General features: G+C 68.4%; 22 protein-coding genes. 17 read left to right on the top strand and 5 right to left on the bottom strand.

Features of this window, described 5'->3' with window-relative positions; genetic code table 11:
* Window positions 1-3 precede the first annotated feature (3 nt).
* Entirely contained in the window at window positions 4-1,269 is a 1,266-nt protein-coding gene (locus LQF10_RS11565; RefSeq protein WP_231063999.1) for an aminotransferase class I/II-fold pyridoxal phosphate-dependent enzyme, read from the bottom strand.
* 135 nt (window positions 1,270-1,404) lie between these two features.
* Here LQF10_RS11565 and dnaE point away from each other — a divergent pair, with 135 nt between their 5' ends.
* Window positions 1,405-4,950, top strand: coding sequence for a DNA polymerase III subunit alpha (gene dnaE, locus LQF10_RS11560; RefSeq protein ID WP_231063998.1), 3,546 nt, complete (start codon window positions 1,405-1,407; stop codon window positions 4,948-4,950).
* A 27-nt stretch (window positions 4,951-4,977) separates the two neighbouring features.
* Here the strand turns inward: dnaE and LQF10_RS11555 are convergent, their stop codons facing one another.
* Window positions 4,978-5,220 (bottom strand): RNA-binding S4 domain-containing protein, encoded by a 243-nt coding sequence (locus LQF10_RS11555; protein ID WP_231063997.1) that lies wholly within the window; start codon window positions 5,218-5,220, stop codon window positions 4,978-4,980.
* 33 nt (window positions 5,221-5,253) lie between these two features.
* Between LQF10_RS11555 and hisD the strand changes: the two genes are divergently transcribed.
* The 13 genes from hisD (at window position 5,254) to LQF10_RS11490 (ending at window position 15,210) form a co-directional block, all read left to right on the top strand.
* Window positions 5,254-6,585, top strand: a complete 1,332-nt coding sequence (hisD, locus tag LQF10_RS11550; protein ID WP_231063996.1) for a histidinol dehydrogenase — start codon at window positions 5,254-5,256, stop codon at window positions 6,583-6,585.
* A 151-nt stretch (window positions 6,586-6,736) separates the two neighbouring features.
* Window positions 6,737-6,997 carry a PspC domain-containing protein gene (locus LQF10_RS11545; protein ID WP_231063995.1) on the top strand — a complete coding sequence of 87 codons (261 nt, stop codon included), beginning with the start codon at window positions 6,737-6,739 and terminating at the stop codon, window positions 6,995-6,997.
* 102 nt (window positions 6,998-7,099) lie between these two features.
* Window positions 7,100-8,224, top strand: coding sequence for a histidinol-phosphate transaminase (locus LQF10_RS11540; protein WP_231063994.1), 1,125 nt, complete (start codon window positions 7,100-7,102; stop codon window positions 8,222-8,224).
* Window positions 8,221-8,838, top strand: a complete 618-nt coding sequence (hisB, locus tag LQF10_RS11535) for an imidazoleglycerol-phosphate dehydratase HisB (RefSeq protein WP_231063993.1) — start codon at window positions 8,221-8,223, stop codon at window positions 8,836-8,838. Before LQF10_RS11540 ends, hisB begins: the two co-directional genes overlap by 4 nt.
* Window positions 8,835-9,659: a hypothetical protein gene (locus LQF10_RS11530; RefSeq protein ID WP_231063992.1), complete on the top strand. Its 825-nt coding sequence runs from the start codon at window positions 8,835-8,837 to the stop codon at window positions 9,657-9,659. The genes hisB and LQF10_RS11530 overlap by 4 nt, the downstream gene beginning before the upstream one ends.
* Window positions 9,656-10,285 (top strand): imidazole glycerol phosphate synthase subunit HisH, encoded by a 630-nt coding sequence (gene hisH, locus LQF10_RS11525; protein ID WP_231063991.1) that lies wholly within the window; start codon window positions 9,656-9,658, stop codon window positions 10,283-10,285. Before LQF10_RS11530 ends, hisH begins: the two co-directional genes overlap by 4 nt.
* 69 nt (window positions 10,286-10,354) lie before the next feature.
* Entirely contained in the window at window positions 10,355-11,086 is a 732-nt protein-coding gene (gene priA, locus LQF10_RS11520) for a bifunctional 1-(5-phosphoribosyl)-5-((5-phosphoribosylamino)methylideneamino)imidazole-4-carboxamide isomerase/phosphoribosylanthranilate isomerase PriA (protein ID WP_231063990.1), read from the top strand.
* Window positions 11,083-11,829, top strand: coding sequence for an SseB family protein (locus LQF10_RS11515; RefSeq protein ID WP_231063989.1), 747 nt, complete (start codon window positions 11,083-11,085; stop codon window positions 11,827-11,829). The genes priA and LQF10_RS11515 overlap by 4 nt, the downstream gene beginning before the upstream one ends.
* Before the next feature lie 409 nt (window positions 11,830-12,238).
* Window positions 12,239-12,784 carry a translation initiation factor IF-3 gene (gene infC / locus LQF10_RS11510; RefSeq protein WP_231063988.1) on the top strand — a complete coding sequence of 182 codons (546 nt, stop codon included), beginning with the start codon at window positions 12,239-12,241 and terminating at the stop codon, window positions 12,782-12,784.
* A gap of 28 nt (window positions 12,785-12,812) precedes the next feature.
* Complete coding sequence (gene rpmI / locus LQF10_RS11505; RefSeq protein WP_231063987.1) at window positions 12,813-13,007, top strand: 50S ribosomal protein L35; 195 nt, start codon at window positions 12,813-12,815, stop codon at window positions 13,005-13,007.
* A 29-nt stretch (window positions 13,008-13,036) separates the two neighbouring features.
* Window positions 13,037-13,426 carry a 50S ribosomal protein L20 gene (rplT, locus tag LQF10_RS11500; protein WP_231063986.1) on the top strand — a complete coding sequence of 130 codons (390 nt, stop codon included), beginning with the start codon at window positions 13,037-13,039 and terminating at the stop codon, window positions 13,424-13,426.
* Window positions 13,427-13,673: 247 nt separating this feature from the next.
* Window positions 13,674-14,519 (top strand): TrmH family RNA methyltransferase, encoded by an 846-nt coding sequence (locus tag LQF10_RS11495; protein ID WP_231063985.1) that lies wholly within the window; start codon window positions 13,674-13,676, stop codon window positions 14,517-14,519.
* Window positions 14,520-14,541: 22 nt separating this feature from the next.
* Window positions 14,542-15,210 carry a nucleoside/nucleotide kinase family protein gene (locus LQF10_RS11490; RefSeq protein WP_231063984.1) on the top strand — a complete coding sequence of 223 codons (669 nt, stop codon included), beginning with the start codon at window positions 14,542-14,544 and terminating at the stop codon, window positions 15,208-15,210.
* Between the two features lie 9 nt (window positions 15,211-15,219).
* On the opposite strand, the gene LQF10_RS11485 is transcribed toward LQF10_RS11490, so the two are convergent.
* On the bottom strand, window positions 15,220-15,717 hold the full coding sequence (locus tag LQF10_RS11485) for a hypothetical protein (RefSeq protein ID WP_231063983.1): 498 nt from the start codon (window positions 15,715-15,717) through the stop codon (window positions 15,220-15,222).
* Between the two features lie 38 nt (window positions 15,718-15,755).
* On the opposite strand from LQF10_RS11485, the gene LQF10_RS11480 reads away from it, so the two are divergent.
* The 3 genes from LQF10_RS11480 (at window position 15,756) to LQF10_RS11470 (ending at window position 18,484) form a co-directional block, all read left to right on the top strand.
* The gene (locus LQF10_RS11480) at window positions 15,756-16,757 is read left to right on the top strand and encodes a hypothetical protein (protein ID WP_231063982.1); all 1,002 of its coding nucleotides are present in this window, start codon (window positions 15,756-15,758) and stop codon (window positions 16,755-16,757) included.
* On the top strand, window positions 16,754-17,374 hold the full coding sequence (gene thpR / locus LQF10_RS11475) for an RNA 2',3'-cyclic phosphodiesterase (RefSeq protein WP_231063981.1): 621 nt from the start codon (window positions 16,754-16,756) through the stop codon (window positions 17,372-17,374). The genes LQF10_RS11480 and thpR overlap by 4 nt, the downstream gene beginning before the upstream one ends.
* 72 nt (window positions 17,375-17,446) lie before the next feature.
* Window positions 17,447-18,484 carry an ATP-dependent DNA ligase gene (locus LQF10_RS11470; protein ID WP_231067314.1) on the top strand — a complete coding sequence of 346 codons (1,038 nt, stop codon included), beginning with the start codon at window positions 17,447-17,449 and terminating at the stop codon, window positions 18,482-18,484.
* 49 nt (window positions 18,485-18,533) lie between these two features.
* On the opposite strand, the gene ligD is transcribed toward LQF10_RS11470, so the two are convergent.
* Together ligD and LQF10_RS11460 are read right to left on the bottom strand one after the other, a co-directional pair.
* On the bottom strand, window positions 18,534-19,580 hold the full coding sequence (gene ligD, locus LQF10_RS11465) for a non-homologous end-joining DNA ligase (protein WP_231063980.1): 1,047 nt from the start codon (window positions 19,578-19,580) through the stop codon (window positions 18,534-18,536).
* 105 nt (window positions 19,581-19,685) lie between these two features.
* Window positions 19,686-20,777, bottom strand: coding sequence for an aminotransferase-like domain-containing protein (locus LQF10_RS11460; protein WP_231063979.1), 1,092 nt, complete (start codon window positions 20,775-20,777; stop codon window positions 19,686-19,688).
* Between the last annotated feature and the right edge of the window lie 30 nt (window positions 20,778-20,807).

The raw sequence follows: 20,807 nt of genomic DNA, 5'->3' as shown, positions 1-20,807 counted from the left end.
CGGTCAGGCAGCGAGGGTCTGCAGGCGGCGTAGCGCCTCGGCGATGGTGGCCTCCGACTTCACGAACGTGAACCGCACCCAGGTGCGCAAGGCGTCCGTGCTGGGTGAGCCGGCTGTGGTGAACGCCGTCGCGGGAACAGCCACCACCCCGGCGAGTTCGGGCAGGCGACGGCACAATTCCTCCGCCGTGGTGATTCCGGCACCGGCCAGCGGGCCTGCCAGCAACGGCTGAGCGTCGGCCATGACGAAGTAGGTACCTGCCGCGGGTACGGGAGCCAGTCCGGCGTGCCGCAGTCCGTCCGTGAGTTGGTCCCGGCGGTGCGCGAGTGAGCGGCGCAAGGTGGGGAGCCAGTCGGCGTCTGGGGAGTCGGATGTCTCCAGGCCGAGTGCGAGGGCGACTGCCGGCTGGAACGGCGCACCGCTGGTGTACGTGAGGAATTGTTTGACCGTACGGACGGCTTCGATGAGTTCGGCTGGTCCGCTGATCCAGCCGATCTTCCAACCGGTCACGGAGAAGGACTTCCCGGCGGAGGAGATCGTCAGGGTGCGCGCCGCCGCGCCGGGCATGGTGGCGATCGGGAGGTGCGGGACGTCGTCGTAGGTGAGGTGCTCGTACACCTCGTCGGTGACCACGACGGCGTCGTGCACCTGGGCGAGGCGGGCCACCTCGGCGAGTTCGGCTGCACTGAGCACCGCACCGGTCGGGTTGTGCGGGGTGTTCAGAAGGATCACCCGGGTCCGGTCGTTGACGGCGCGGCGCAGCGCCGTGAGGTCCAGGCGGAACCCGGTGGGGCCGGGCACCAAGGGGGCGCGCGTGTGCCGGGCACCGGTGAGTGCGATCACGGCGGCATAGGAGTCGTAGTAGGGCTCCAGGGTGAGCACATCATCCCCAGGGCTGGCGAGCGCAAGCAATGCGGCGGCGATCGCCTCAGTAGCCCCGGTGGTGACGAGCACCTGGCGGTCCGGATCGAGGCTGATGTCGTAGTGCCGCTCCTGGTGTGCCGCGATCGCCTGACGCAACTCGGGGATCCCCGGGCCGGGTGGGTACTGGTTGATTCCGTCGCGGATCGCTGCCGCAGCGGCATCGGTGACGGCGCGGGGGCCGTCGCTATCCGGAAAGCCCTGACCGAGGTTCACTGCCCCGGTCTTCGTGGCCAGTGCCGTCATCTCGGCGAAGATGGTCGCCCGCGTGGTGCCGTCCGCGGCGAGCAGGCCTGCCGCATGGGCGACCCGCTGCCACGGCTGCTGCGTGTGGCCTGACTGTGTCATCCATCGGTCCTCACGGTCGCAGCTGGCGGCCATCCTGGGCCCGTCACTGGGCCGCCAGCCTCGTCTGCGATCGTAGGCTGTGCCGCCACCCGGAGGGTACGCCGGACTGACGGTGGGGGCGCTTAGACTCGGGACATGGCTGATGATTTCGTCCACCTGCACGTCCATACCGAGTATTCGATGCTCGACGGTGCGGCGAGGTTGGACGATCTTTTCGCCGAGGCACAGCGGCTCGGGCAGACGGCGCTTGCCACCACCGATCATGGCTATCTGTTCGGTGCCTACGACTTCTGGTCCAAGGCCCGCAAGTACGGGATCAAGCCGATCATCGGTGTCGAGGCGTACGTCACCCCGGGCACCAGCAGGTTCGACAAGACCCGGGTGCGATGGGGTGAGGCCGACCAGGCCGGTGACGACGTCTCCGCCCGTGGTGCGTACACGCACATGACGATCCTGGCCAAGGACACGCCCGGGATGCACAACCTGTTCCGGATGAGTTCGTTGGCCTCCCTCGAGGGACAACTCGGCAAGTGGCCCCGGATGGACCGCGAGTTGCTGGAGACGTACAGCAAAGGTCTGATCGCGACCAGCGGCTGCCCCTCCGGCGAGGTGCAGGTGCGTCTGCGTCTGGGGCAGTACGAGGAAGCGGTCCGGGCAGCCGGGGAGTTGCAGGACATCTTCGGCAAGGAGAACTACTACATCGAACTGATGGACCACGGGCTCGACATCGAGCGCCGGGTCACCAAGGACCTCCTGCGGCTGGCCAAGGAGATCAATGCCCCGCTGCTGGCCACCAACGATCTGCACTACACCACACATGAGGACGCGCACGCACACGAGGCGCTGCTGTGCGTGCAGTCCGGATCCACACTCGCCGAGCCCACCTATGACCAGGGCGGCAAGCGGTTCGCCTTCGGCGGCAGCGGCTACTACCTGAAGTCCGCTGCCGAGATGCGCGAGCTGTTCGCCGAGTTCCCGCAGGCGTGCGACAACACCCTCCGGGTGGCCGAACAGTGTGAGGTGACCTTCACCGAAGAGGTCGGCAAGTACATGCCGCACTACCCGGTTCCGGCGGGTGAGGATGAGGTATCCACCTTCGTGAAGGCGGTGGAGACGGGCCTTCAGGAGCGGTACAACGGCGCCGTGCCGGACGCCTCCCGCAAACAGGCCGAGTATGAGATCGAGGTGATCACCGGCAAGGGATACGCCGGGTACTACCTCGTGGTCGCGGACTTCATCAACTGGGCCAAGGAGAACGGCATCCGGGTCGGCCCCGGGCGTGGGTCCGGCGCCGGGTCGATCGCGGCGTATGCGATGAGCATCACCGAGCTCGACCCGCTGGAGCACGGGCTGATCTTCGAGCGCTTCCTCAACCCGGAGCGCGAGTCGATGCCGGACTTCGATATCGACTTCGACGAGCGCCGTCGCGGCGAGGTGATCAAGTACGTCAGTGACAAATACGGCGAGGACAAGGTCACCTACATCGTCACGTACGGCACGATCAAGGCCAAGCAGGCCCTCAAGGACGCATCCCGCGTGCTCGGATACCCGTTCGCGATGGGGGAGAAGCTCACCAAGGCGATGCCGGCTGCCGTGATGGGTAAGGACGTCTCGCTCGCCGGCATGTTCGATCCCGAGGACAAGCGCTACGCCGAGGCGGACGAGTTCCGCTCGGTGGTCAACTCCGATCCCGAAGCCCAGCGAGTGCTGGAGACGGCGCGAGGCCTGGAGAACCTCAAGCGGCAATGGGGAGTCCACGCCGCGGGTGTGGTGATCGCGAGCGAGCCGCTGCTGGACATCATCCCGATCATGCGCCGCGAGCAGGATGGCGCCGTGATCACGCAGGTGGACTTCCCGGCAGGGGAGGATCTCGGCCTGGTGAAGATGGACTTCCTCGGGCTGCGCAACCTCACCATCCTCGATGATGCGCTCGAGAACATCGTGGTCAACGGTAAGGAGCCGGTACGAGTCGAAGAGCTCACCCTGGATGATCGCGCCACGTACGAGCTGCTCGGGCGGGGGGAGACGCTCGGCCTCTTCCAGCTTGACGGCGGGGGAATGCGTTCACTGCTGCGGATGATGCGGCCGGACAACTTCGAGGACATCTCCGCCGTGGGCGCGCTGTACCGGCCAGGTCCGATGGGGGCGAACTCGCACACCAATTACGCACTGCGCAAGAACGGCCAGCAGCCGATCACCCCGATCCACCCCGAACTCGCCGAACCGCTCGACCCGGTCCTCGGCACCACCTACGGCCTGATCGTCTATCAGGAGCAGGTGATGGAGATCGCGCAGAAACTGGCCGGGTACTCACTCGGACAAGCCGACCTGCTGCGCCGCGCGATGGGCAAGAAGAAGAAGTCGGTCCTCGATGCCGAGTACTCCAACTTCGAGGCCGGGATGAAGGCGAACGGCTACTCCGCGAACGCGGTGAAGACGCTGTGGGAGATCCTGCTGCCGTTTTCCGACTATGCCTTCAACAAGGCGCACTCGGCGGCGTACGGAGTGATCTCGTACTGGACCGCCTACCTCAAGGCGCACTACCCGGCCGAGTACATGGCGGCGCTCCTGACGTCCACCCGGGACGATAAGGACAAGTCAGCGCTCTACCTCGGTGAGTGCCGCCGGATGCGGATCACCGTGCTTCCGCCTGACGTGAATGCCTCGGCGGGCACATTCACACCCGTGGGCCTCGATATTCGCTTCGGGCTCGCAGCGGTGCGGAATGTGGGCCAGAACGTGGTGGCCGCGATCGCGCAAGCGCGTCAGGACAAGGGCGACTTCACCTCCTTCACCGATTTCCTGGAGAAGGTGCCGGCTGTGGTGTGCAACAAGCGCACCATCGAATCCCTGATCAAGGCGGGTGCGTTCGACTCGCTCGGGCACACGCGCCGGTCGCTGCTGATGATCCACGAACAGGCCGTGGACGCGGTGATTGGGGTCAAGCGCAAGGAGGCGGAAGGCCAGTTCGACCTGTTCGCCGGACTCGGCGGGGACGACGGTGAGTCATCCGGGTTTGCGGTGGAGGTGCCTGAGCTTCCTGAATGGGACAAGAAGCAGAAGCTGGCGTTCGAGCGGGAGATGCTCGGTCTGTACGTCTCCGACCATCCGCTCTCCGGGATCGAGCACGTGCTGACCCAGGCTGCGGACGTCTCCCTTGCCACTCTCACCACCGATGAGACACGAGCGGACGGCTCCACGGTGACCATCGCCGGGTTGATCACGTCCCTGCAGCGGAAGATGTCGAAACAGGGCAACCCGTGGGCCGCCGTCACGATCGAGGACATGGAGGGCTCGGTTGAGGTGATGTTCTTCGGCGAGACCTACCTGGCCTACTCCACCGTGCTCGCGCAGGACCAGGTGGTGGTGGTCAAGGGACGGATCCGGCGGCGCGACGAGACGCTCTCACTGCAGGCCATGGAGGTCTCGTTGCCGGATGTCACCGTGGGGGAGTCGGCTCCGGTGACGGTGCGGATCCCGGAGTCGCGGTGCAGTGAGCCGGTGTTGTTGCAGTTGAAGAACGTGCTCTCCACGCATCCGGGGGTCACCGAGGTGCACGTGCGGTTGGTCTCACCAGGGCGCGCGACCGTGATGCGCCTCGAAGACGCCTTGCGAGTGGAACGCACCCCGGCGCTGTTCGGTGATCTGAAGGCACTGCTCGGCCCGAACTGCCTCGTCTGAGCCGTTCGACGAGGTGATCGGCGCGACCTACGACTGGCTGGTGACCTGCAAGCGCCGGGCTCCGGTGGGCAGATCCAGATCGACTTCGTCCCCGACGACCAACTGCCGCCCTCGACGAGACTCGGGCTCACCGTTGACTCGCACTGCGTCCTCGCCGAGCAGCAGGCGAGCCGAAGCACCGTCCTCGGCGACGCCGGCGAGCTTGAGCAGCTGACCGAGGCGGATCATCGCATCGGCGATCGGGACAGGTTCGAGTGCTGGGCGTGTCATCGCTCCATTATCGCGCGGTCGTACACTCGCCCCATGTTGCGCACCATCGACCTCCGTGGGCGGGCCATGGCTCCCGCCGAACTCCGAGCCGTGCTCCCACGTGCCGAGGTCAACATCGAGGTGGCGTCGGAGCGAGTGCGCCCCATCCTGGATCGGGTGCGCACCGAAGGGGCCGCGGCGTTGGCCGACCTCTCGGAGCAGTTCGATGGTGTTCGGCCCGAGACGTTGCGCGTTCGGCGCAGTGCGCTGGAGCAGGCGCTGCGGGAACTGGAACCGGCCGTCCGTGCGGCCCTGGAGGAGGCGATCCGCCGTGCGCGGCTGGGCCATGAGGCCCAGGTGCCCAAGCCGGTGACGACGTCCCTCGCCCCAGGGGCCGAGGTGCGGCAGCGGTGGGTTCCGGTCGGGCGCGTGGGACTGTACGTGCCCGGCGGCCTCGCCGCATTGGTCTCCTCGGTGGTGATGAACGTGGTGCCCGCACAGGTGGCGGGTGTGCGCTCGATCGCGGTGGCGAGCCCACCGCAGAAGGAGAACGACGGCCTGCCGGATGCGACGATCCTGGCGGCGTGTGCACTGCTCGGCGTGGACGAGGTCTACGCCGTGGGGGGTGCACAGGCCATCGGCATGTTCGCTTATGGTGTGAGCGCCACGGGCGCTGAGGCCGATGAGCTGAGCACCTGCGCACCGGTGGATGTGGTGACCGGCCCGGGCAACATCTACGTGGCAGCCGCGAAGCGCGCCGTCCTCGGTGTGGTGGGCATCGATTCCGAGGCTGGCACCACCGAGATCGCCGTCCTGGCGGATGAGAGTGCCGACCCGCAGCTTGTCGCGGCCGACCTGATCTCGCAGGCCGAACACGATCCGGCCGCCGGATCGGTGCTGGTGACGGACTCTCCGGAGTTGGCGACCGCCGTCGCAGAAGCGATCGGGCTGCAGACCGATGTGGCCAAGCACCACCAGCGGATCCGGACGGCCCTGACCGGCCCGCAATCCGGCGTGGTGCTCGTCGACGACCTCGAGCACGGGATTGCCGTAGTGGACGCCTACGCGGCGGAGCACCTGGAAATACACACCCGTGATGCCGCGGCTGTTGCCGATCGGATCCAGAACGCCGGCGCGATCTTCGTGGGCCCGTACTCCCCGGTGCCGCTGGGGGACTACATCGCCGGGTCGAACCACGTCCTCCCCACCGGTGGGACGGCCCGCTTCGCCAGCGGACTGGGTGTGCAGGCCTACCTGAAGTCCGTGCAGGTGATCGAGTACGACAGGGAGGGGCTGACCGAGGTCACCGACCAGCTCATCACCCTCGCCGAGGCGGAGGACCTGCCGGCGCACGGGGAAGCAGCGCGCCTGCGCAGGCAGCACTGACCGGAGGCAGCACTGACCTGAGGCCGCACCGGCCGGAGATGCCACTGAGTACCGTCGGCTGCACGTTCTCAGCGCACCTCAGCCGGAATCAGGGTGTGATTCAGGGCAGTCCCGGATGTGCACTGCCCGACGAAGGCCTAGCGTGAGTCCCATGACACGTTTCTTCGACTCCATCCGTCAGTCCGGCTTCCGGCGAGGTCCCAGCCGCTTGGTCGGCGGGATCTGTGGCGGCCTGGCCGACAAGGCCGGCATCAGCGTGACCGTGGTCCGCGTTCTCGTGCTGCTCTCCTTCCTGCTCCCCGTGGTGGGCGTGGGTGCATATCTCGTCGCATGGATCCTCACCCCGTGGCAGAACGGCAGCATCCCGCTCGAACGCTTCATCGATCGGCTCGGCGGCCGCGAGACTCTCTGAACCAGGTCCTGCCCCCGATCTCTCGCCGTGTGCCCGTCTCCTGGCGGGTCCGTGCAATGGGCGCCGAACCGGCCGGGCTTGTGGGACGCCTAAACTTGGCCCGTGCCCGAACGCCTAGAGACTCGCTTGCCCCTGCGTGCCGACCTGGTCGGCGAGCACCCCTACGGCGCGCCGCAGTTGGATGTGGCACATCTGCTGAACGTCAACGAGAACCCGTACGCGCCGCCGCAGGCGGTCGTACGGGAGATCGCTGAGGCCGTCGCCGCTGCCGCCGCCACCCTGAACCGCTACCCGGACCGGGACTTCCTCGACCTGCGCGCCGACCTGGCCGCCTACCTTGCTGCCGAGTCCGCCGCCGGCGGCCTCACCGCGCAGCACATCTGGGCAGCGAACGGCTCCAACGAGGTGATGCTGCACCTGCTGCAGGCTTTCGGGGGGCCCGGGCGCACGGTCATGTCGTTCGCCCCGACGTATTCGATGTACCCCGAGTACGCCCGGGACAGCCTCACCAACTGGGTGGCAGGCGCCCGCCGGGCCGATCACACCCTCGATGTGGCCGAGGTGATCGCCCACATCGAGAGGGTGCGCCCCGCCGTCGTGCTCCTCGCCAGCCCGAACAACCCGACAGGCACGGCCCTCCCACTGGCTGACGTGCGCGCGATCGCGGACGCCTGTGCCCAGACCGGCCCCGAGGGGGCGGCCACGATCCTGGTCATCGATGAGGCCTATGCCGAGTTCCGCCGCCGTGGTGTTCCCTCCGCTCTGACCGTCCTGGACGAGTACCCCCACCTGGCCGTGGCCCGCACGATGTCCAAGGCTTTCGCGCTCGCAGGGGCGCGGGTCGGCTACCTCGCCGCTGCTCCCGCGCTCATCGACTGCCTGCGCATCGTGCGGTTGCCGTACCACCTCTCCGCCGTCACCCAGGCGGTGGCCCGGGCCGCCCTGCGCCACACCGGCGCCCTGCAGGCCCAGGTGGCACAGCTCCGTGAGGAACGGGACGCCTGCGTGACCTGGTTGCGCGAGCAGGGATTCACCGTGGCGGACACGGACGCCAACTTCGTCCTGTTCGGCACATTCGACGATCGCCACGCCGTCTGGCAGGGTCTGCTCGAGAAGGGTGTGCTGATCCGGGAGACTGGACCGGAAGGGTACCTGCGGGTCTCGATCGGGACCGCTGAGGACATGGCCGCATTCCGCGGCGCACTGAAGGAGGTGACCGGCCGATGAGCCAGTCCGAACAGCCACGCCGCACGGCCCGGATCGAACGCACCACGTCCGAGTCCAGTGTGGTCGTCGAACTCGATCTCGACGGCACCGGAGCCGTGGACGTGTCCACCACCGTGCCGTTCTACGACCACATGCTCACCGCGCTGGGCAAGCACTCCCTGATCGACCTGACCGTGCGCGCCTCCGGGGACACGGACATCGACGCCCACCACACCGTGGAGGACACCGCGATCTGCCTCGGTGAGGCCCTGCGTGAGGCACTGGGGGACAAGTCCGGGATTTCCCGGTTCGGCGATGCCCTGGTGCCGTTGGATGAGGCGCTGGCCCAGGCCGTCGTGGACGTCTCCGGACGCCCCTACCTGGTGCACTCCGGCGAACCCGCCGGGCAGGAGTATCACCTGATCGGTGGCCACTTCACCGGTGCGCTCACCCGGCACGTGTTCGAGGCGCTCGCCTTCCACGCCGGGATCTGCCTGCACGTGCGGGTCTTGGCCGGCCGCGATCCGCACCACATCGTCGAAGCTCAGTTCAAGGCGCTCGCGCGTGCGCTGCGTGCCGCCGTTGCCGTGGACCCGCGGGTCTCGGGGGTCCCGTCCACGAAGGGTCTGCTGTGACCGGACGCGAAGAGATTCCCGACGGCGCCGGCTCGCCCGAAGATGGCGGCTCGCCACAGGAGGGTGCGCCACAGGACGGCGGCATGCCCGAGGAGGTCGAGGCGTTCGAACCGGAGGATTTCGACTCCAGCGCCTTCGATGCTGCGTTCGCTGAGGCCTTCGGGGAAGCGGTGGAGCCGGAGCGCACCTTCAGGAGTTCCGCCGAGGGTTCCGCCCATGAGGGTGCCATTGACGGGGCCTCTGGCGAGAGTGAGGCTCGTGTCGGTGTATCTGAGTCCGAGGACTCCGGCACATCGGATGAATCTGCGGAACCTGCCGCAGACCAGCCGGCTCCGCGCCGTGTCGTCGCCGTGGTGCTCACTCCCATCGCCTCCGCGCCTGCGCTCGCGGGACTGTGCGCGATCGCCAAACTGGACGCCGATATCGTGCCCACCCGCTCAGGTGCACTGGCCGTGCGGGTGATCGAGACCGCTGCGGATGATCCGAGCGAACTGCTCGGCGGAGATCCGGCCGAGGCCGTGGAGCTAGCGGGCACCCTCTCCCGGACCGCCAAGGCAGGCGTCGTGCTCCTGACCGCCCGACTCGGTCAGGGTGACGAGGGTCTGACCGGCACCATCAGCGGCCGCCAGTTCACCGCTGGGGAGGCAGGCGATGAAGTCGCCGCCGGGCTCATCCTCGCGCACGCCGACGATGTGGTCGAGCAGATCCTGCTCGGGATGCTCCAGCCGCAGGACGCACCGGGCCGGTTGGCGCCGAAAGAGCTCGGCCGCTGGCAGGCGGCCCGCATGCTCGGCAAAGCCACGCGGAAGAAGCGGCCGTGAACGCCCGCCGGGTGGTGGTGCTCGAGTACGGATCGGGCAACGTGCGCTCCGCCGTGCGCGCCCTGGAACGAGTCGGCGCCGAGGTGGAGCTGACAGCTGACGTGACAGCGGTCGCCGAGGCCGATGGTCTCGTGGTTCCCGGCGTGGGAGCGTTCGCCGCCGTGATGGACGGGCTGCGCAGCGTCGGCGCCCCACGGATGATCGACCGCCGGCTCGCCGGTGGCCGGCCGGTGCTGGGCATCTGCGTCGGGCTGCAGGTGCTGTTCACCTCCAGCGCCGAACACCGGACCGAAGGTGAGGACGGCAGCGCCGGACTGGACGAGTGGTCCGGTGTGGTGGAGCGCCTAGAGGCGCCAGTGGTCCCGCACATGGGCTGGTCCACGGTGGAACCGCCAGCCGGAAGTGCGCTCTTCGCCGGAATCGAGGACGAGCGCTTCTACTTCGTGCATTCCTACGCGGCCCGGAGCGCACCGGATTTCGTCTCGGTGACGTGGTCACAGCACGGCCACACCCGGTTCGTGGCCGCCGCCGAGAACGGACCGTTGTGCGCCACCCAGTTCCACCCGGAGAAGTCCGGCGACGCCGGTGCCGAGCTGCTGCGCAACTGGCTCGGAACGTTGAGCTGACCGGATGGGTTGCTGAGCACCGCCGATTGAGCACCACCGACTTGAGTACCACCCACCGAGAGGACCCGCGTGACCACCCGCCTGCAACTGCTCCCCGCCGTCGATGTGGCAGACGGTCAAGCCGTCCGCCTCGTTCAAGGTGAAGCCGGTTCCGAGACCACCTACGGCGCCCCGATGGACGCCGCCCTCGCCTGGCAGTCCGGTGGTGCGGAATGGATCCACCTGGTGGACCTGGACGCTGCCTTCGGTCGCGGATCCAATGCGGCGTTGCTCGCTGACGTGGTCGGGCGCCTCGACGTGGACGTGGAACTCTCCGGTGGCATCCGCGACGATGACTCTCTCGAGCGCGCGCTCGCCACCGGCTGCCGCCGCGTGAACCTCGGCACCGCCGCGCTGGAGAACCCTGAGTGGACGGCAGGTGCGATCGCACGCCACGGTGACCGGATCGCCGTCGGGCTGGACGTGCGCGGCACCACACTGGCTGCACGCGGCTGGACCCGCGAGGGCGGTGACCTGTGGGACGTCCTCGCCCGCCTGGACGCTGACGGCTGTTCGCGCTATGTGGTGACGGACGTGACCAAGGACGGCACGCTCAAGGGACCGAACCTCGAACTGCTCCGCCAGGTGTGCGAGGCGACGGACGCGCCCGTGGTCGCCTCGGGTGGGGTGTCCAGCCTGGCCGATCTGGAGGCGCTGCGGACCTTGACCGGCGTCGGCGTCGAAGGCGCGATCGTGGGTAAGGCCCTCTACGCGGGGGCGTTCACGCTGCCCGAGGCGCTGGACGTCGCTGGGAGGCCGTGATCGAGCCAGTACCTGAATCCGGGGGCGCCGGGCGTTCGCTCCCACCCACCTCACCCTTCGCCGGAGACGACGGCGCAGCGCCCGAGGCACTGGCGCTTGCCTTGGCCATGGGCGATCCGGCAAAGCGCCTGCCCGCCGTGGTCGCCGTGCTGGCGCAGGTGCGCGTCTTGGTGCCGGTGGTGGCCCAGCTCGAGGAGCGGGACGAGGCGAGTGAGCAGACGCGGGCCCCGGTGGCGGGGGAGAAGTCGGCGTCTGCGGCGATGGTGACGGTCGCGGCTCCGGACGGGCGTGCGGCCATCCCCGTCTTCAGCAGTATGGCCACCCTCACCCGCTGGCGCGCTGATGCTCGGCCGATCCCGGTGGAGGGACCGCGTGCCGCCCTTGCCGCGGCGTCCGACGCTGACGGTCTGCTGGTCCTGGACCCCGGCGGTCCCGTGGCCATCCTGCTACCCCGGCCCGCGGTCTGGGCGCTCGCGCAGCAGCGTCCCTGGATCCCGGCCGCACAGGACCCGGAGGTCGCCGAGGCGGTGCAACGTGCCATGCGCTCTCTCGAGGGGGTTGCCGCAGTGCGTGTGGAGCCGGGAGAGCGTGCCGAAGTACGCGTCGTGCTGGGAATTGCACCCGGCTTGGCCCGGGAGCACGTCTCCGGGATCGTCTCGCGCGCAGGGCAGCTGCTGGCTGCCGAGGAGCAGGTGGCTGATCGGGTGGACTCGCTGGAGTTCCAGGTCCGGCCGACCGGCTGACTGGGCGTGCAGCGGCATAGGAGGAGTCCGGAATCGCTCACTGCTCGTGATGCACGTCGCATTGATCCGCACTCCAGCATGACGGCACTTGCGTGCTAACCTTGAGGCTGACCGATCGGTCTGGAACGTGATGCGCGGGTTCGCCTGGGCAGGACGGACCAAGCCGATATGCAAGTGGAGACTCTCCCACCCTTGCTCAACAGCATTGGTTCGCCAGTGCGACAGAGCCCGGGTCCAGGTCGAGAAGCACTCGTGCTTCTCCGTCGCACCCTGTGTGGCGCACCACCTGAGCCTCCGCGCGCATCTCGCCCGGAGGCTTTTTCCGTGGCGGCGGTGATTTGACTTCAACTCAGGTGAGGAGCACCACATCAGCGAGCCCCGTATCAATGAGCGGATCCGCGTTGCCGAGGTGCGTCTGGTCGGACCGAACGGTGAGCAGGTTGGCATCGTTCGGGTCGAGGATGCGCTCCGGCTGGCCCAGGAGGCCGACCTCGACCTCGTCGAGGTGGCGCCAGAAGCCCGCCCACCCGTGTGCAAGCTCATGGACTTCGGAAAGTTCAAGTACGAGTCCGACATGAAGGCGCGTGACGCGCGGCGCAACCAGGCGAACACGGTCCTCAAGGAGATCCGGTTCCGGCTGAAGATCGACCCGCACGACTACGGCACCAAGAAGGGCCACGTCGAGCGGTTCCTCAAGGGCGGAGACAAGGTCAAGGTGATGATCATGTTCCGTGGTCGGGAGCAGTCCCGCCCGGAGATGGGTATGCGCCTGCTGGAGCGTTTGGCCGACGATGTGGCCGAACTCGGCCATGTGGAGAGCGTGCCCCGTCAGGATGGGCGCAACATGACCATGGTGCTCGGCCCGAACAAGAAGAAGTCCGAGACCCGCAACGAACAGCGCCGCCGCGCCTCCCGGGATTCCGGGGACGCTCAGGGCACTGCCGACGCCGGCTGAGGCCGAACCGAGAAGGACGAGAAGAGTTATGCCGAAGAACAAGACGAACTCCGGTGCCAAGAAGCGCTTCCGGCTCACCGGGACCGGGAAGGTCATGCGCCAGCGCGCACGCCACGTGCACAAGTTCCAGGAGCGCAGCAGCCGGAACGCTCGCCGCCTCGTGAACGACGTCGAGGTCGCCCCGGCCGACGCGAAGAAGATCAAGAAGCTGCTCGGCAAGTAACGCCGGCCCCCGAACGCAAGGAGTAAGACGTGGCACGCGTCAAGCGGGCGGTCAACGCCCATAAGAAGCGCAGGACAGTACTCGAGCGCGCCAGCGGTTACCGCGGGCAGCGCTCCCGGCTCTACCGCAAGGCCAAGGAGCAGGTGACGCACTCGTTCGCCTACTCCTACCGGGACCGGCGGGCGAAGAAGGGCGACTTCCGTCGCCTCTGGATCCAGCGGATCAACGCCGCTGCCAGGGCCGAGGGCATGACCTACAACCGCCTCATCCAGGGTCTCAAGGCCGCTGAGGTCGAGGTGGACCGTCGCCTGCTCGCCGAGCTCGCCGTACACGATGCAGTGGCCTTCAAGGCCCTCGTCGAGACGGCGAAGAAGGCGCTGCCGGAGGACGTGAACGCCCCGAAGAACCCGGCTGCCTGAAGCACCTGAAACAGCCTGACTGACTCACTACGACGGCGCCCCTTCCGATTCGTTCGGGAGGGGCGCCGTCGATCGTGTGCCGTCCGCATCTCCCGCCGCTGGAGAGCGCCCGCTCGTGGCTCGCCGAACATGGGGCGGATGGGGCAAGGTGGCGGGTCGCTCATCTGCCGAGGATCGGACATATCGCTGTCTGAGCCGAGTGGATCGGATTGGTCAACGGCTCCGATCGCGCGGGATACTGACTGGTGTGAGTGTCGATGTGGCCAACCCGAAGTCGGACCGGGTGCGTTCCGTGCGCGCTCTCGCCCAGGCATCGGTGCGATCACGTCGAGACCAGTTCCTCGTTGAGGGGCCCCAGGGTGTCCGCGAGGCGGTCCGGTTCGCCGCCGAGCAGGTCCGCGACGTCTATCTCACCCCGGACGCGGACGAACGCCACCCGGAGATCGCCCGCGGGGCCCGAGAAGCCGGGCTCTATGTGCACCTGACTACTCCGGAGGCGCTCGCTGCGATGAGTGAGGACGCTCAAGGAGTCCTCGCTGTACTGCAGCGGCAGAAGGCGATCGAGCCCGATCACCTGCTGGCGCGAACGCCCCGCCTGGTCGCCCTGCTGCACCAGGTGCGCGACCCTGGCAACGCCGGCACTGTGATCCGCGCCGCCGACGCCGCCGGAGCCGACGCCTGCATCCTTACCCACGGCAGCGTCGACGTCCACAATCCCAAGGTGGTGCGCTCGACCGTCGGGTCACTCTTTCACCTGCCCACCGGCACCGGCGCCGACCTCGCTGCGACGATCCAGGCCGCCCGGGCAGCCGGCATGCAGGTGCTCGCCGCTGACGGCGCCGGCGCCCTCGACCTGGACGACTTGGCCGACCGTGCCGAGAGTCACGCCGATAGCGAGCCGGAGTCGACGGTGCCCACCCTCGCACAGCCGACCCTGTGGCTCTTCGGCAACGAGGCCCACGGTCTCGGCACCACCGAACGAGACATGGCAGACGCCGTCGTGCGCATCCCGATCCACGGCCACGCCGAATCCCTGAACCTGGCCATGGCAGCCACGATCTGCCTGTACGCCTCCGCCCGCGCGCAGCGCTGAACCATCGACGACGGGAGCCCCCTTGCCGCTGCACCTCACTGCCGCCCCGGGCCGGGTCGGCAGCCTCACCGAGCGCATCCTCGACCGAGCCGGCGCCGGTGAGGCACGCGTGCTCATCGGCATCATCGGCGCCCCGGGCGCCGGCAAGTCCACCCTCACCGACGCCCTGCAGGAGGCCCTCGCCGCGCACAAGGTGACCTCCGCCGTCGTGGGCATGGACGGTTTCCACCTTGCCCAGGCCGAACTGGATCGCCTCGGCCGGGCCGATCGCAAAGGCGCCATCGACACTTTTGATGCCGCCGGGTATGTGGCGCTGCTGCGCCGGTTACGCGACCAGCGGCCCGGGGACGAGATGATCTACGCGCCGCGATATGTGCGCGGCGCGATCGAGGAGTCGATCGGCAGTGCTGTCCCCGTCTCGGGAGAGGTGCGGGTGGTGCTCACGGAGGGCAACTATCTGCTCGCGGAGAGTCCGCCATGGAACGAGATCGCCCGAATCGTGGACGAGACCTGGTTCCTGGCCACCGATCCGGTCGGCCGGCGAGAGCGCCTGCTCGCGCGCCACCTCGCAAACGGTAAGACCATGGAACGCGCCCTCGCCTTCACTGACGGATCCGATGCCCGCAACGCCGATTTCATCGAATCCACTGCCGCGCGTGCCGACGTGCAGGTCACCTGGCAAGAGCGGTAGTCGCTGCGCTCAACAGCCGCCAGCTGCCGTGCCTCGCGCGCGCACATCTTTCATCAGTTGTGGAGTACGACGTTGCCGGACCAATGACGCCCACTGAGCCACCGGGTATGCCAGCCGGATCACGTAGTAATTCAGGTACTCGACCACCGCGAACAGCCACACGCCAGCGATGAGCACGGTGGCACCGATCGTGGAAGCACCCCAGATCACCACGCCAAGACCGGGCGCCAGCACGATCGGGTTCGCCAGCCGGAACGCGCGATACATACCGGCCACACCGGGAGGCATCACCCGCACACCCACCCAGCGGCGCGCGAGGAGCCAGTAAGACCCTGCCTGCATGAGGATCAGGAGCAGCGGGACGAGGGCTGCCGCGAGGGCGATCTGGTCACCAGGGGCGAGCGTGTCCCGCAGCATCAGGTAGGCGAGTGTGAACGCCACGGTCGCGGCCCACTCGCCGGTTCCCAGCCGGAGGTAGGTGGCGCGGCGAGCGTCACGCGTGAGCACCCGATCAGCCTACAGTCGCCCCGGGTAGGCTCGGTGTGATGAAGCGCGGGAGGGGCGGTCCACGGCGCCGGTGGTGGGTGTTGACGGCGGCCCTGGCCGCGGCAGGTCTCCTCGTCGCTGATGCGCAACCCGCTCAGGCGAGCACCGGCGGTTCGGCGCACGCCCACGCGGTGGACGCTGTGGTGGGTGATCTCGAGTGGGAGGTGACCACAGAGGGCGCCGCCGGTGCGCTCTCCGGGCTCGTCGACATCGTCGCCGGAGAGGCCGCCATCGAGGGCGTGCAGGTGAGCGGCGTCTCGGCCACCACGCCGGAGAGCCCGCAAGGCAGCGACGGCCACGCAATCGGGCCGTACGAGGTGGGCAGTGTGGCCACCTTCCGGCAGGTCAATGCCCATACGGAGCGCCTCGAGGACGCTGCGCTCAGCGCACGGTCCGCCGTTGAAGGGGGCAGCGTTCAGGTGTTCGGAACCTCGGTGCTCGACATTCAGGCGGTGACGGCGTCCATCGCCATGGCGCCGGAAGGTCCAGCCCGTCTCGAACGGGATGTTGCTGGCCTGGAGGTGTTTGGCCAGCACGTCGGTGCGAACCCGGAGGTGGATACCACGCGGGAGTTGACCAGTTCCGATGTGCTCGAGGCACTCGAAGGCCAGTTTCCCGCTCTCGGCACGGTTGCTGATCTGGTCGGTGCCGTGGTGACTGGTGGTGGGTCGATCCGCGTGGTCGCCACCGGCCGGGACGAGACGACGACAGACAGCGCCCACGCGGTGGGTCTGCACCTGGCAGTCAGCACAGACGTCACCCTGCGCTTGTGTGTGCCCAACGGGTCCGGCGGCTGCACCGGGAGCGTCAGCGTGAGCGCCGCCGCCACCGTGCTGGATGCCACGCTCGCCCACGTTCAGGTGGAACGCCCCGACGAGATGCCCGGCATCGCCGCCTGGCAGATCGTCATCGGCGCCGCGGCCACCCTGGTGCTGGCCGGGCTCCTGGTCTGGGTGATCATGCAGAGCACACGGCGCCGCAGGGAAGGGAACAGACCATGAGGCTCTTCGCTGCGCTCTGGCCGCCGCCAGAGGTGCTAGATCACCTGAATGGTGCGCTCGCAGCTGTACTCGAGCCATCGCCGTCGGGCGGTCCACCGACCTTGCGGCGCACCCCGCAGGAGAACCTGCACGTGACCGTGGCCTTCTACGGAACGGTGCCCGACGGCGCAGCCTCCGATGTGCGCGCATCGCTTGCTGAGGAGGCAGCCGGCGCAGCGCCGGTGTACCTGCACCTGGCCGGGTCCGGTTCCTTCGGCGACCGATCGCTCTGGGTGGGCGTCGGGGGTGAGGTGGCCGCTCTCACCGATCTGATGCAGGCCTGTGCCCGTGCCCCGTACGTGGCTGCCGAGGACGGCCCGCCGGCTCGCTCACCCCGGCCGCACCTCACCGTCGCCCGAGCCTCGCGTCGCGGCACACCGGAGCGCCGGGGGCGTCGCCGGCGAGAACATGCCGCCGAGGAACCTTCGGCGGTCCGCGTGGCGGCCCGGGCGCTCGCCGTCTACCGGGGTCCGGACTGGATGGCAGAGGAGATCACGCTCGTGGCCTCACACCTGGGGGAGGGGGCGGGTGGTGCGCCGCGCTACGAGGTGATCGACACGCTCGAGCTCGGCCACTAGCCCCCACTGGTCCGAGCGGGCAGACTGACTCAGGTGCCGATCTCGTTGCCCATCCAGTTGCCCATCACACCGATGCTCGCCAAGGCCGCGAAAGAGGTGCCCGCTTCTGGCGCCGTCGACGGTGGCTACACCTACGAGCCCAAATGGGACGGGTTCCGCGGCATCCTGCTGCGGGATGGCGACGAGGTGGAGATCGCCTCGCGAGGGTCGAAGCCGCTCACCCGGTACTTCCCGGAGCTGGTTGAGGCGATCCGTCACCATCTGCCATCTCGGTGCGCCATCGACGGGGAGATCGTGGTGCGTTCCGGGGAGCCGGGCGCACAGCGCCTCGACTGGGAGGCGCTTTCGCAACGGATTCACCCGGCCGAGTCCCGGGTGCAACGGCTGGCTGCCGAGACCCCGGCGGAGTTCGTCGCCTTCGACCTGCTCGCCATCGGTGACGAGGACCTCATGGAGGCACCCTTCGACCAGCGCCGCGCGCGGCTGGAGGAGGTGTTGGCGGATCTCGCCGGCCACGCTGACCCGGCACCGATCCACCTCACCCGCGTCACCGACGACGAGGCGGTGGCACGCGACTGGTTCGAGCGGTTTGAGGGCGCCGGCCTGGACGGTGTGATCGCCAAGCCGAACCGCTCCACCTACCAGCCCGGCAAGCGCACCATGATCAAGGTGAAGCACTCGAGGACCGCCGAAGCGGTCGCCGTCGGGTATCGCGTACACAAGTCCGGCCAGGGTGTGGGCTCGCTCCTGCTCGGGCTGTACACCGACGACGGGCAGCTCATCAACGTCGGCGGGATCGCCGCGTTCACCAACGCCCGGCGCCTGGAGCTGGTGGAGGAACTCGAACCCCTCGTGGCACGCGATGACGACGGCGACGCGGTGCGCGGTGAGACCGACCGGTCCCGGTTCAGCTCCAACAAGGACGTCAGCTTCGTCCGCCTCCGGCCCGAGCGTGTGGTGGAGGTGAAGTTCGACCAGCTCGAAGGGCACCGGTTCCGCCATGCCGTGACGTTCCTGCGCTGGCGCCCGGACCGCGATGCGACCTCCTGCACGCTCGACCAGGTGGACCGGGCCGTGGCGTACGACCTGGGAGAGGTGCTCACCCGCTGACCTGAGTGTTGACGAGCGCCCCGTCCGGACGAACTCAGTTGCTCGCCACCTACTCCTCGACTCTGTTCCCGCTGGAGTCCCAGTGCTCGGCAACCTTCTTGCTCGGCTGCACCCGCGGCGGCTCACCCGGCATCTTCGGATACTCCGGCGGGAACGGCAGCTCGCCCAGCCCGTTATCGACGTCCCGCTCCCACATCTGCAGGGCCGGCCCGAGATCCCCGACGGCGTCATCCAGCCCCGCCCAGGCGTCACCCTGGCTCTCCAGTAGCCCGGGCACCGTCAGCACGGTGAAGTCCGCCGTGCTGATCTCGTCCAGGTCCTCCCAGCGCACCGGCATCGAGACCGTTGCGCCCTCCAGTGGGCGGGGGGAGTAGGCGGAGGCGATGGTGCGGTCCCGGTTCGCCTGGTTGAAGTCGACGAAGATCTTCTCCCCGCGTTCCTCCTTCCACCAGGCGGTGGTCACCAACTCCGGCAGGCGGCGCTCCAACTCGCGCGCGATCGCGATCACGCCGTGGCGAACGTCCAGGAACTCGCGGGCCGGTGCGATCCGCGCGTACACGTGCAGCCCGCGGCTCCCGGAGGTCTTCACCCACGGGGTGAGTCCGATCTCCCGCATCAGATCTGCCAGGGCCCGAGCGGCGGTGATGATGTCGGCGAAGGTGCGACCGGGCTGGGGGTCCAGATCGATCCGCAATTCGTCCGGGTTGTCCGTGTTCGCGGTGCGCACAGGCCACGGGTGGAACGTGATCGTGTTCATCTGCACGGCCCACACGGCGGTCGCGATCTCGTCCACCACGAGCTGGGAGTGCTTGCGCCCGCTCGGGTAGGTGCACATCACCGTGCGGGTGTACGCGGGCACCCCGCGGGGCGGGTTCTTCGAGAAGAACTCCTCCCCACCCACCCCCTGCGGGAACCGCTGCAGCGTGACCGGCCGGTCACCGAGTGCCCGCAGGATCGGCTCGCCCACGGCGGCCACGTAGGAGGCGAGGTCCCATTTGGTGATCCCCGGCCAGATCTCGCGATCGGGACTGGAGATGCGAACGTCACGGTCGCCGTCGGGGGAGGGGACGGTGAGCATCTGCGCTGTCGACGCCATGGTGGTGACCCTATCGGTCACTCGATGACACACGAGTGCCCGACTTCTCGCAAATATCTCAGAGGATGAGCGAAAAGCCGGGCACTCGGCGTCAAGGAGGTGTGCTCAGAGCGAGCGGTAGGCCTCGCCGAGGCGGCGGGCGCCCTCGTCGATCTCGTCCGGGGTCACACCGGAGTAGGCGAGCCGGATCGCATTCTTCGAGTCGTCGAGCAGGAAGTCACTGCCCTTGACGATCTGCACACCGCGCGCGGCGGCGGCGGCGTGCAGTGCGTCGCCGTCCACCCCTTCGGGCAGGTTCACCCAGAGGAAGTAGCCGCCCTCCGGCTCCACGAACTGTGCATCCGGAACATGCTCACGCAGCCCCGCGCACAGGCGCTGGGCGCGCTCGGCGAGCGCCGTCTTCACGGTCTCGATGGAGGTCTCGAAGGAACCGCCGCGGACGAACTCGTTCACGATGGACTGAGCCACCATGTTCGGCGAGATGTAGGTGCCGGTGGCGAGCTTGGCAATTGTCGCGATCAGCGCGGCATCGCCCACCAGGTAACCCACCCGGATGCCGGGGCACACGGTCTTGGAGAACGAGGAGGCGTAGACCACCTCACCGGAGGTGGACAACGAGAGCATCGTCGGCTGCGGCTGCCCCGAGAACCGCAACTCCACGTACGGGTCGTCCTCGAAGATGGTGAACGAGTGCGTGCGCGCCAGCTCCACCAACGCCCTGCGCTTATCCCCGGAGAGCGAGTAGCCGGCCGGGTTCTGGAAGTTCGGGATGAGGTGCGCAAGGGAGACGTTCGCGCCGCCTTCGAGCAGTTCGGCGAACGCGGCCACGTCCACCCCGTCCTCGTCCAGCGGGACAGCCTTGAGGTCCGCGTCGCGGCCCTTCAAGGACAGGAGCGTACGGTCGTAGGAGGGGCGCTCCACCACGACCGTGTCCCCGGCCGAGACGAGCGTCTCGAACAGGAACGCATCGGCCTGCATGGACCCGTTGGTGACGAGCACCTGGTCCTCGCTGACGCCGTGCCGGTCGGCGATCCAGGCACGCAGCGGCTTGTAACCCACCGACGTGCCGTAGGCGAACGACCCTGCGGGGTCATTCGTGAACGCACGGTCGGCGGCGGCGCGCAGGCCCTCGACGTCGATGATGTCGAGCGAGGGTGCGCCACGGGCAAAGGAAATCGGTGCGGGTTCGGTTGCCATGCCGCCCAGCCTAGTTGCGAAGCCCCGTGG

Source organism: Ruania halotolerans, from assembly GCF_021049285.1.
In the GTDB taxonomy this organism is placed as follows: Bacteria; Actinomycetota; Actinomycetes; order Actinomycetales; family Beutenbergiaceae; genus Ruania; species Ruania halotolerans.
This window is presented reverse-complemented; position numbering and strand designations above follow the sequence as displayed.

Excerpts from the sequence above, each read along its gene's own strand:
- dnaE (WP_231063998.1), top strand. The coding sequence starts at position 1,405 with ATGGCTGATGATTTCGTCCACCTGCACGTCCATACCGAGTATTCGATG.
- LQF10_RS11470 (WP_231067314.1), top strand. The coding sequence starts at position 17,447 with ATGCTCGCCAAGGCCGCGAAAGAGGTGCCCGCTTCTGGCGCCGTCGAC.
- LQF10_RS11480 (WP_231063982.1), top strand. The coding sequence starts at position 15,756 with ATGAAGCGCGGGAGGGGCGGTCCACGGCGCCGGTGGTGGGTGTTGACG.
- LQF10_RS11565 (WP_231063999.1), bottom strand. The coding sequence starts at position 1,269 with ATGACACAGTCAGGCCACACGCAGCAGCCGTGGCAGCGGGTCGCCCAT.
- rpmI (WP_231063987.1), top strand. The coding sequence starts at position 12,813 with ATGCCGAAGAACAAGACGAACTCCGGTGCCAAGAAGCGCTTCCGGCTC.
- hisB (WP_231063993.1), top strand. The coding sequence starts at position 8,221 with ATGAGCCAGTCCGAACAGCCACGCCGCACGGCCCGGATCGAACGCACC.
- hisD (WP_231063996.1), top strand. The coding sequence starts at position 5,254 with ATGTTGCGCACCATCGACCTCCGTGGGCGGGCCATGGCTCCCGCCGAA.
- LQF10_RS11555 (WP_231063997.1), bottom strand. The coding sequence starts at position 5,220 with ATGACACGCCCAGCACTCGAACCTGTCCCGATCGCCGATGCGATGATC.
- LQF10_RS11460 (WP_231063979.1), bottom strand. The coding sequence starts at position 20,777 with ATGGCAACCGAACCCGCACCGATTTCCTTTGCCCGTGGCGCACCCTCG.
- thpR (WP_231063981.1), top strand. The coding sequence starts at position 16,754 with ATGAGGCTCTTCGCTGCGCTCTGGCCGCCGCCAGAGGTGCTAGATCAC.
- ligD (WP_231063980.1), bottom strand. The coding sequence starts at position 19,580 with ATGGCGTCGACAGCGCAGATGCTCACCGTCCCCTCCCCCGACGGCGAC.
- LQF10_RS11545 (WP_231063995.1), top strand. The coding sequence starts at position 6,737 with ATGACACGTTTCTTCGACTCCATCCGTCAGTCCGGCTTCCGGCGAGGT.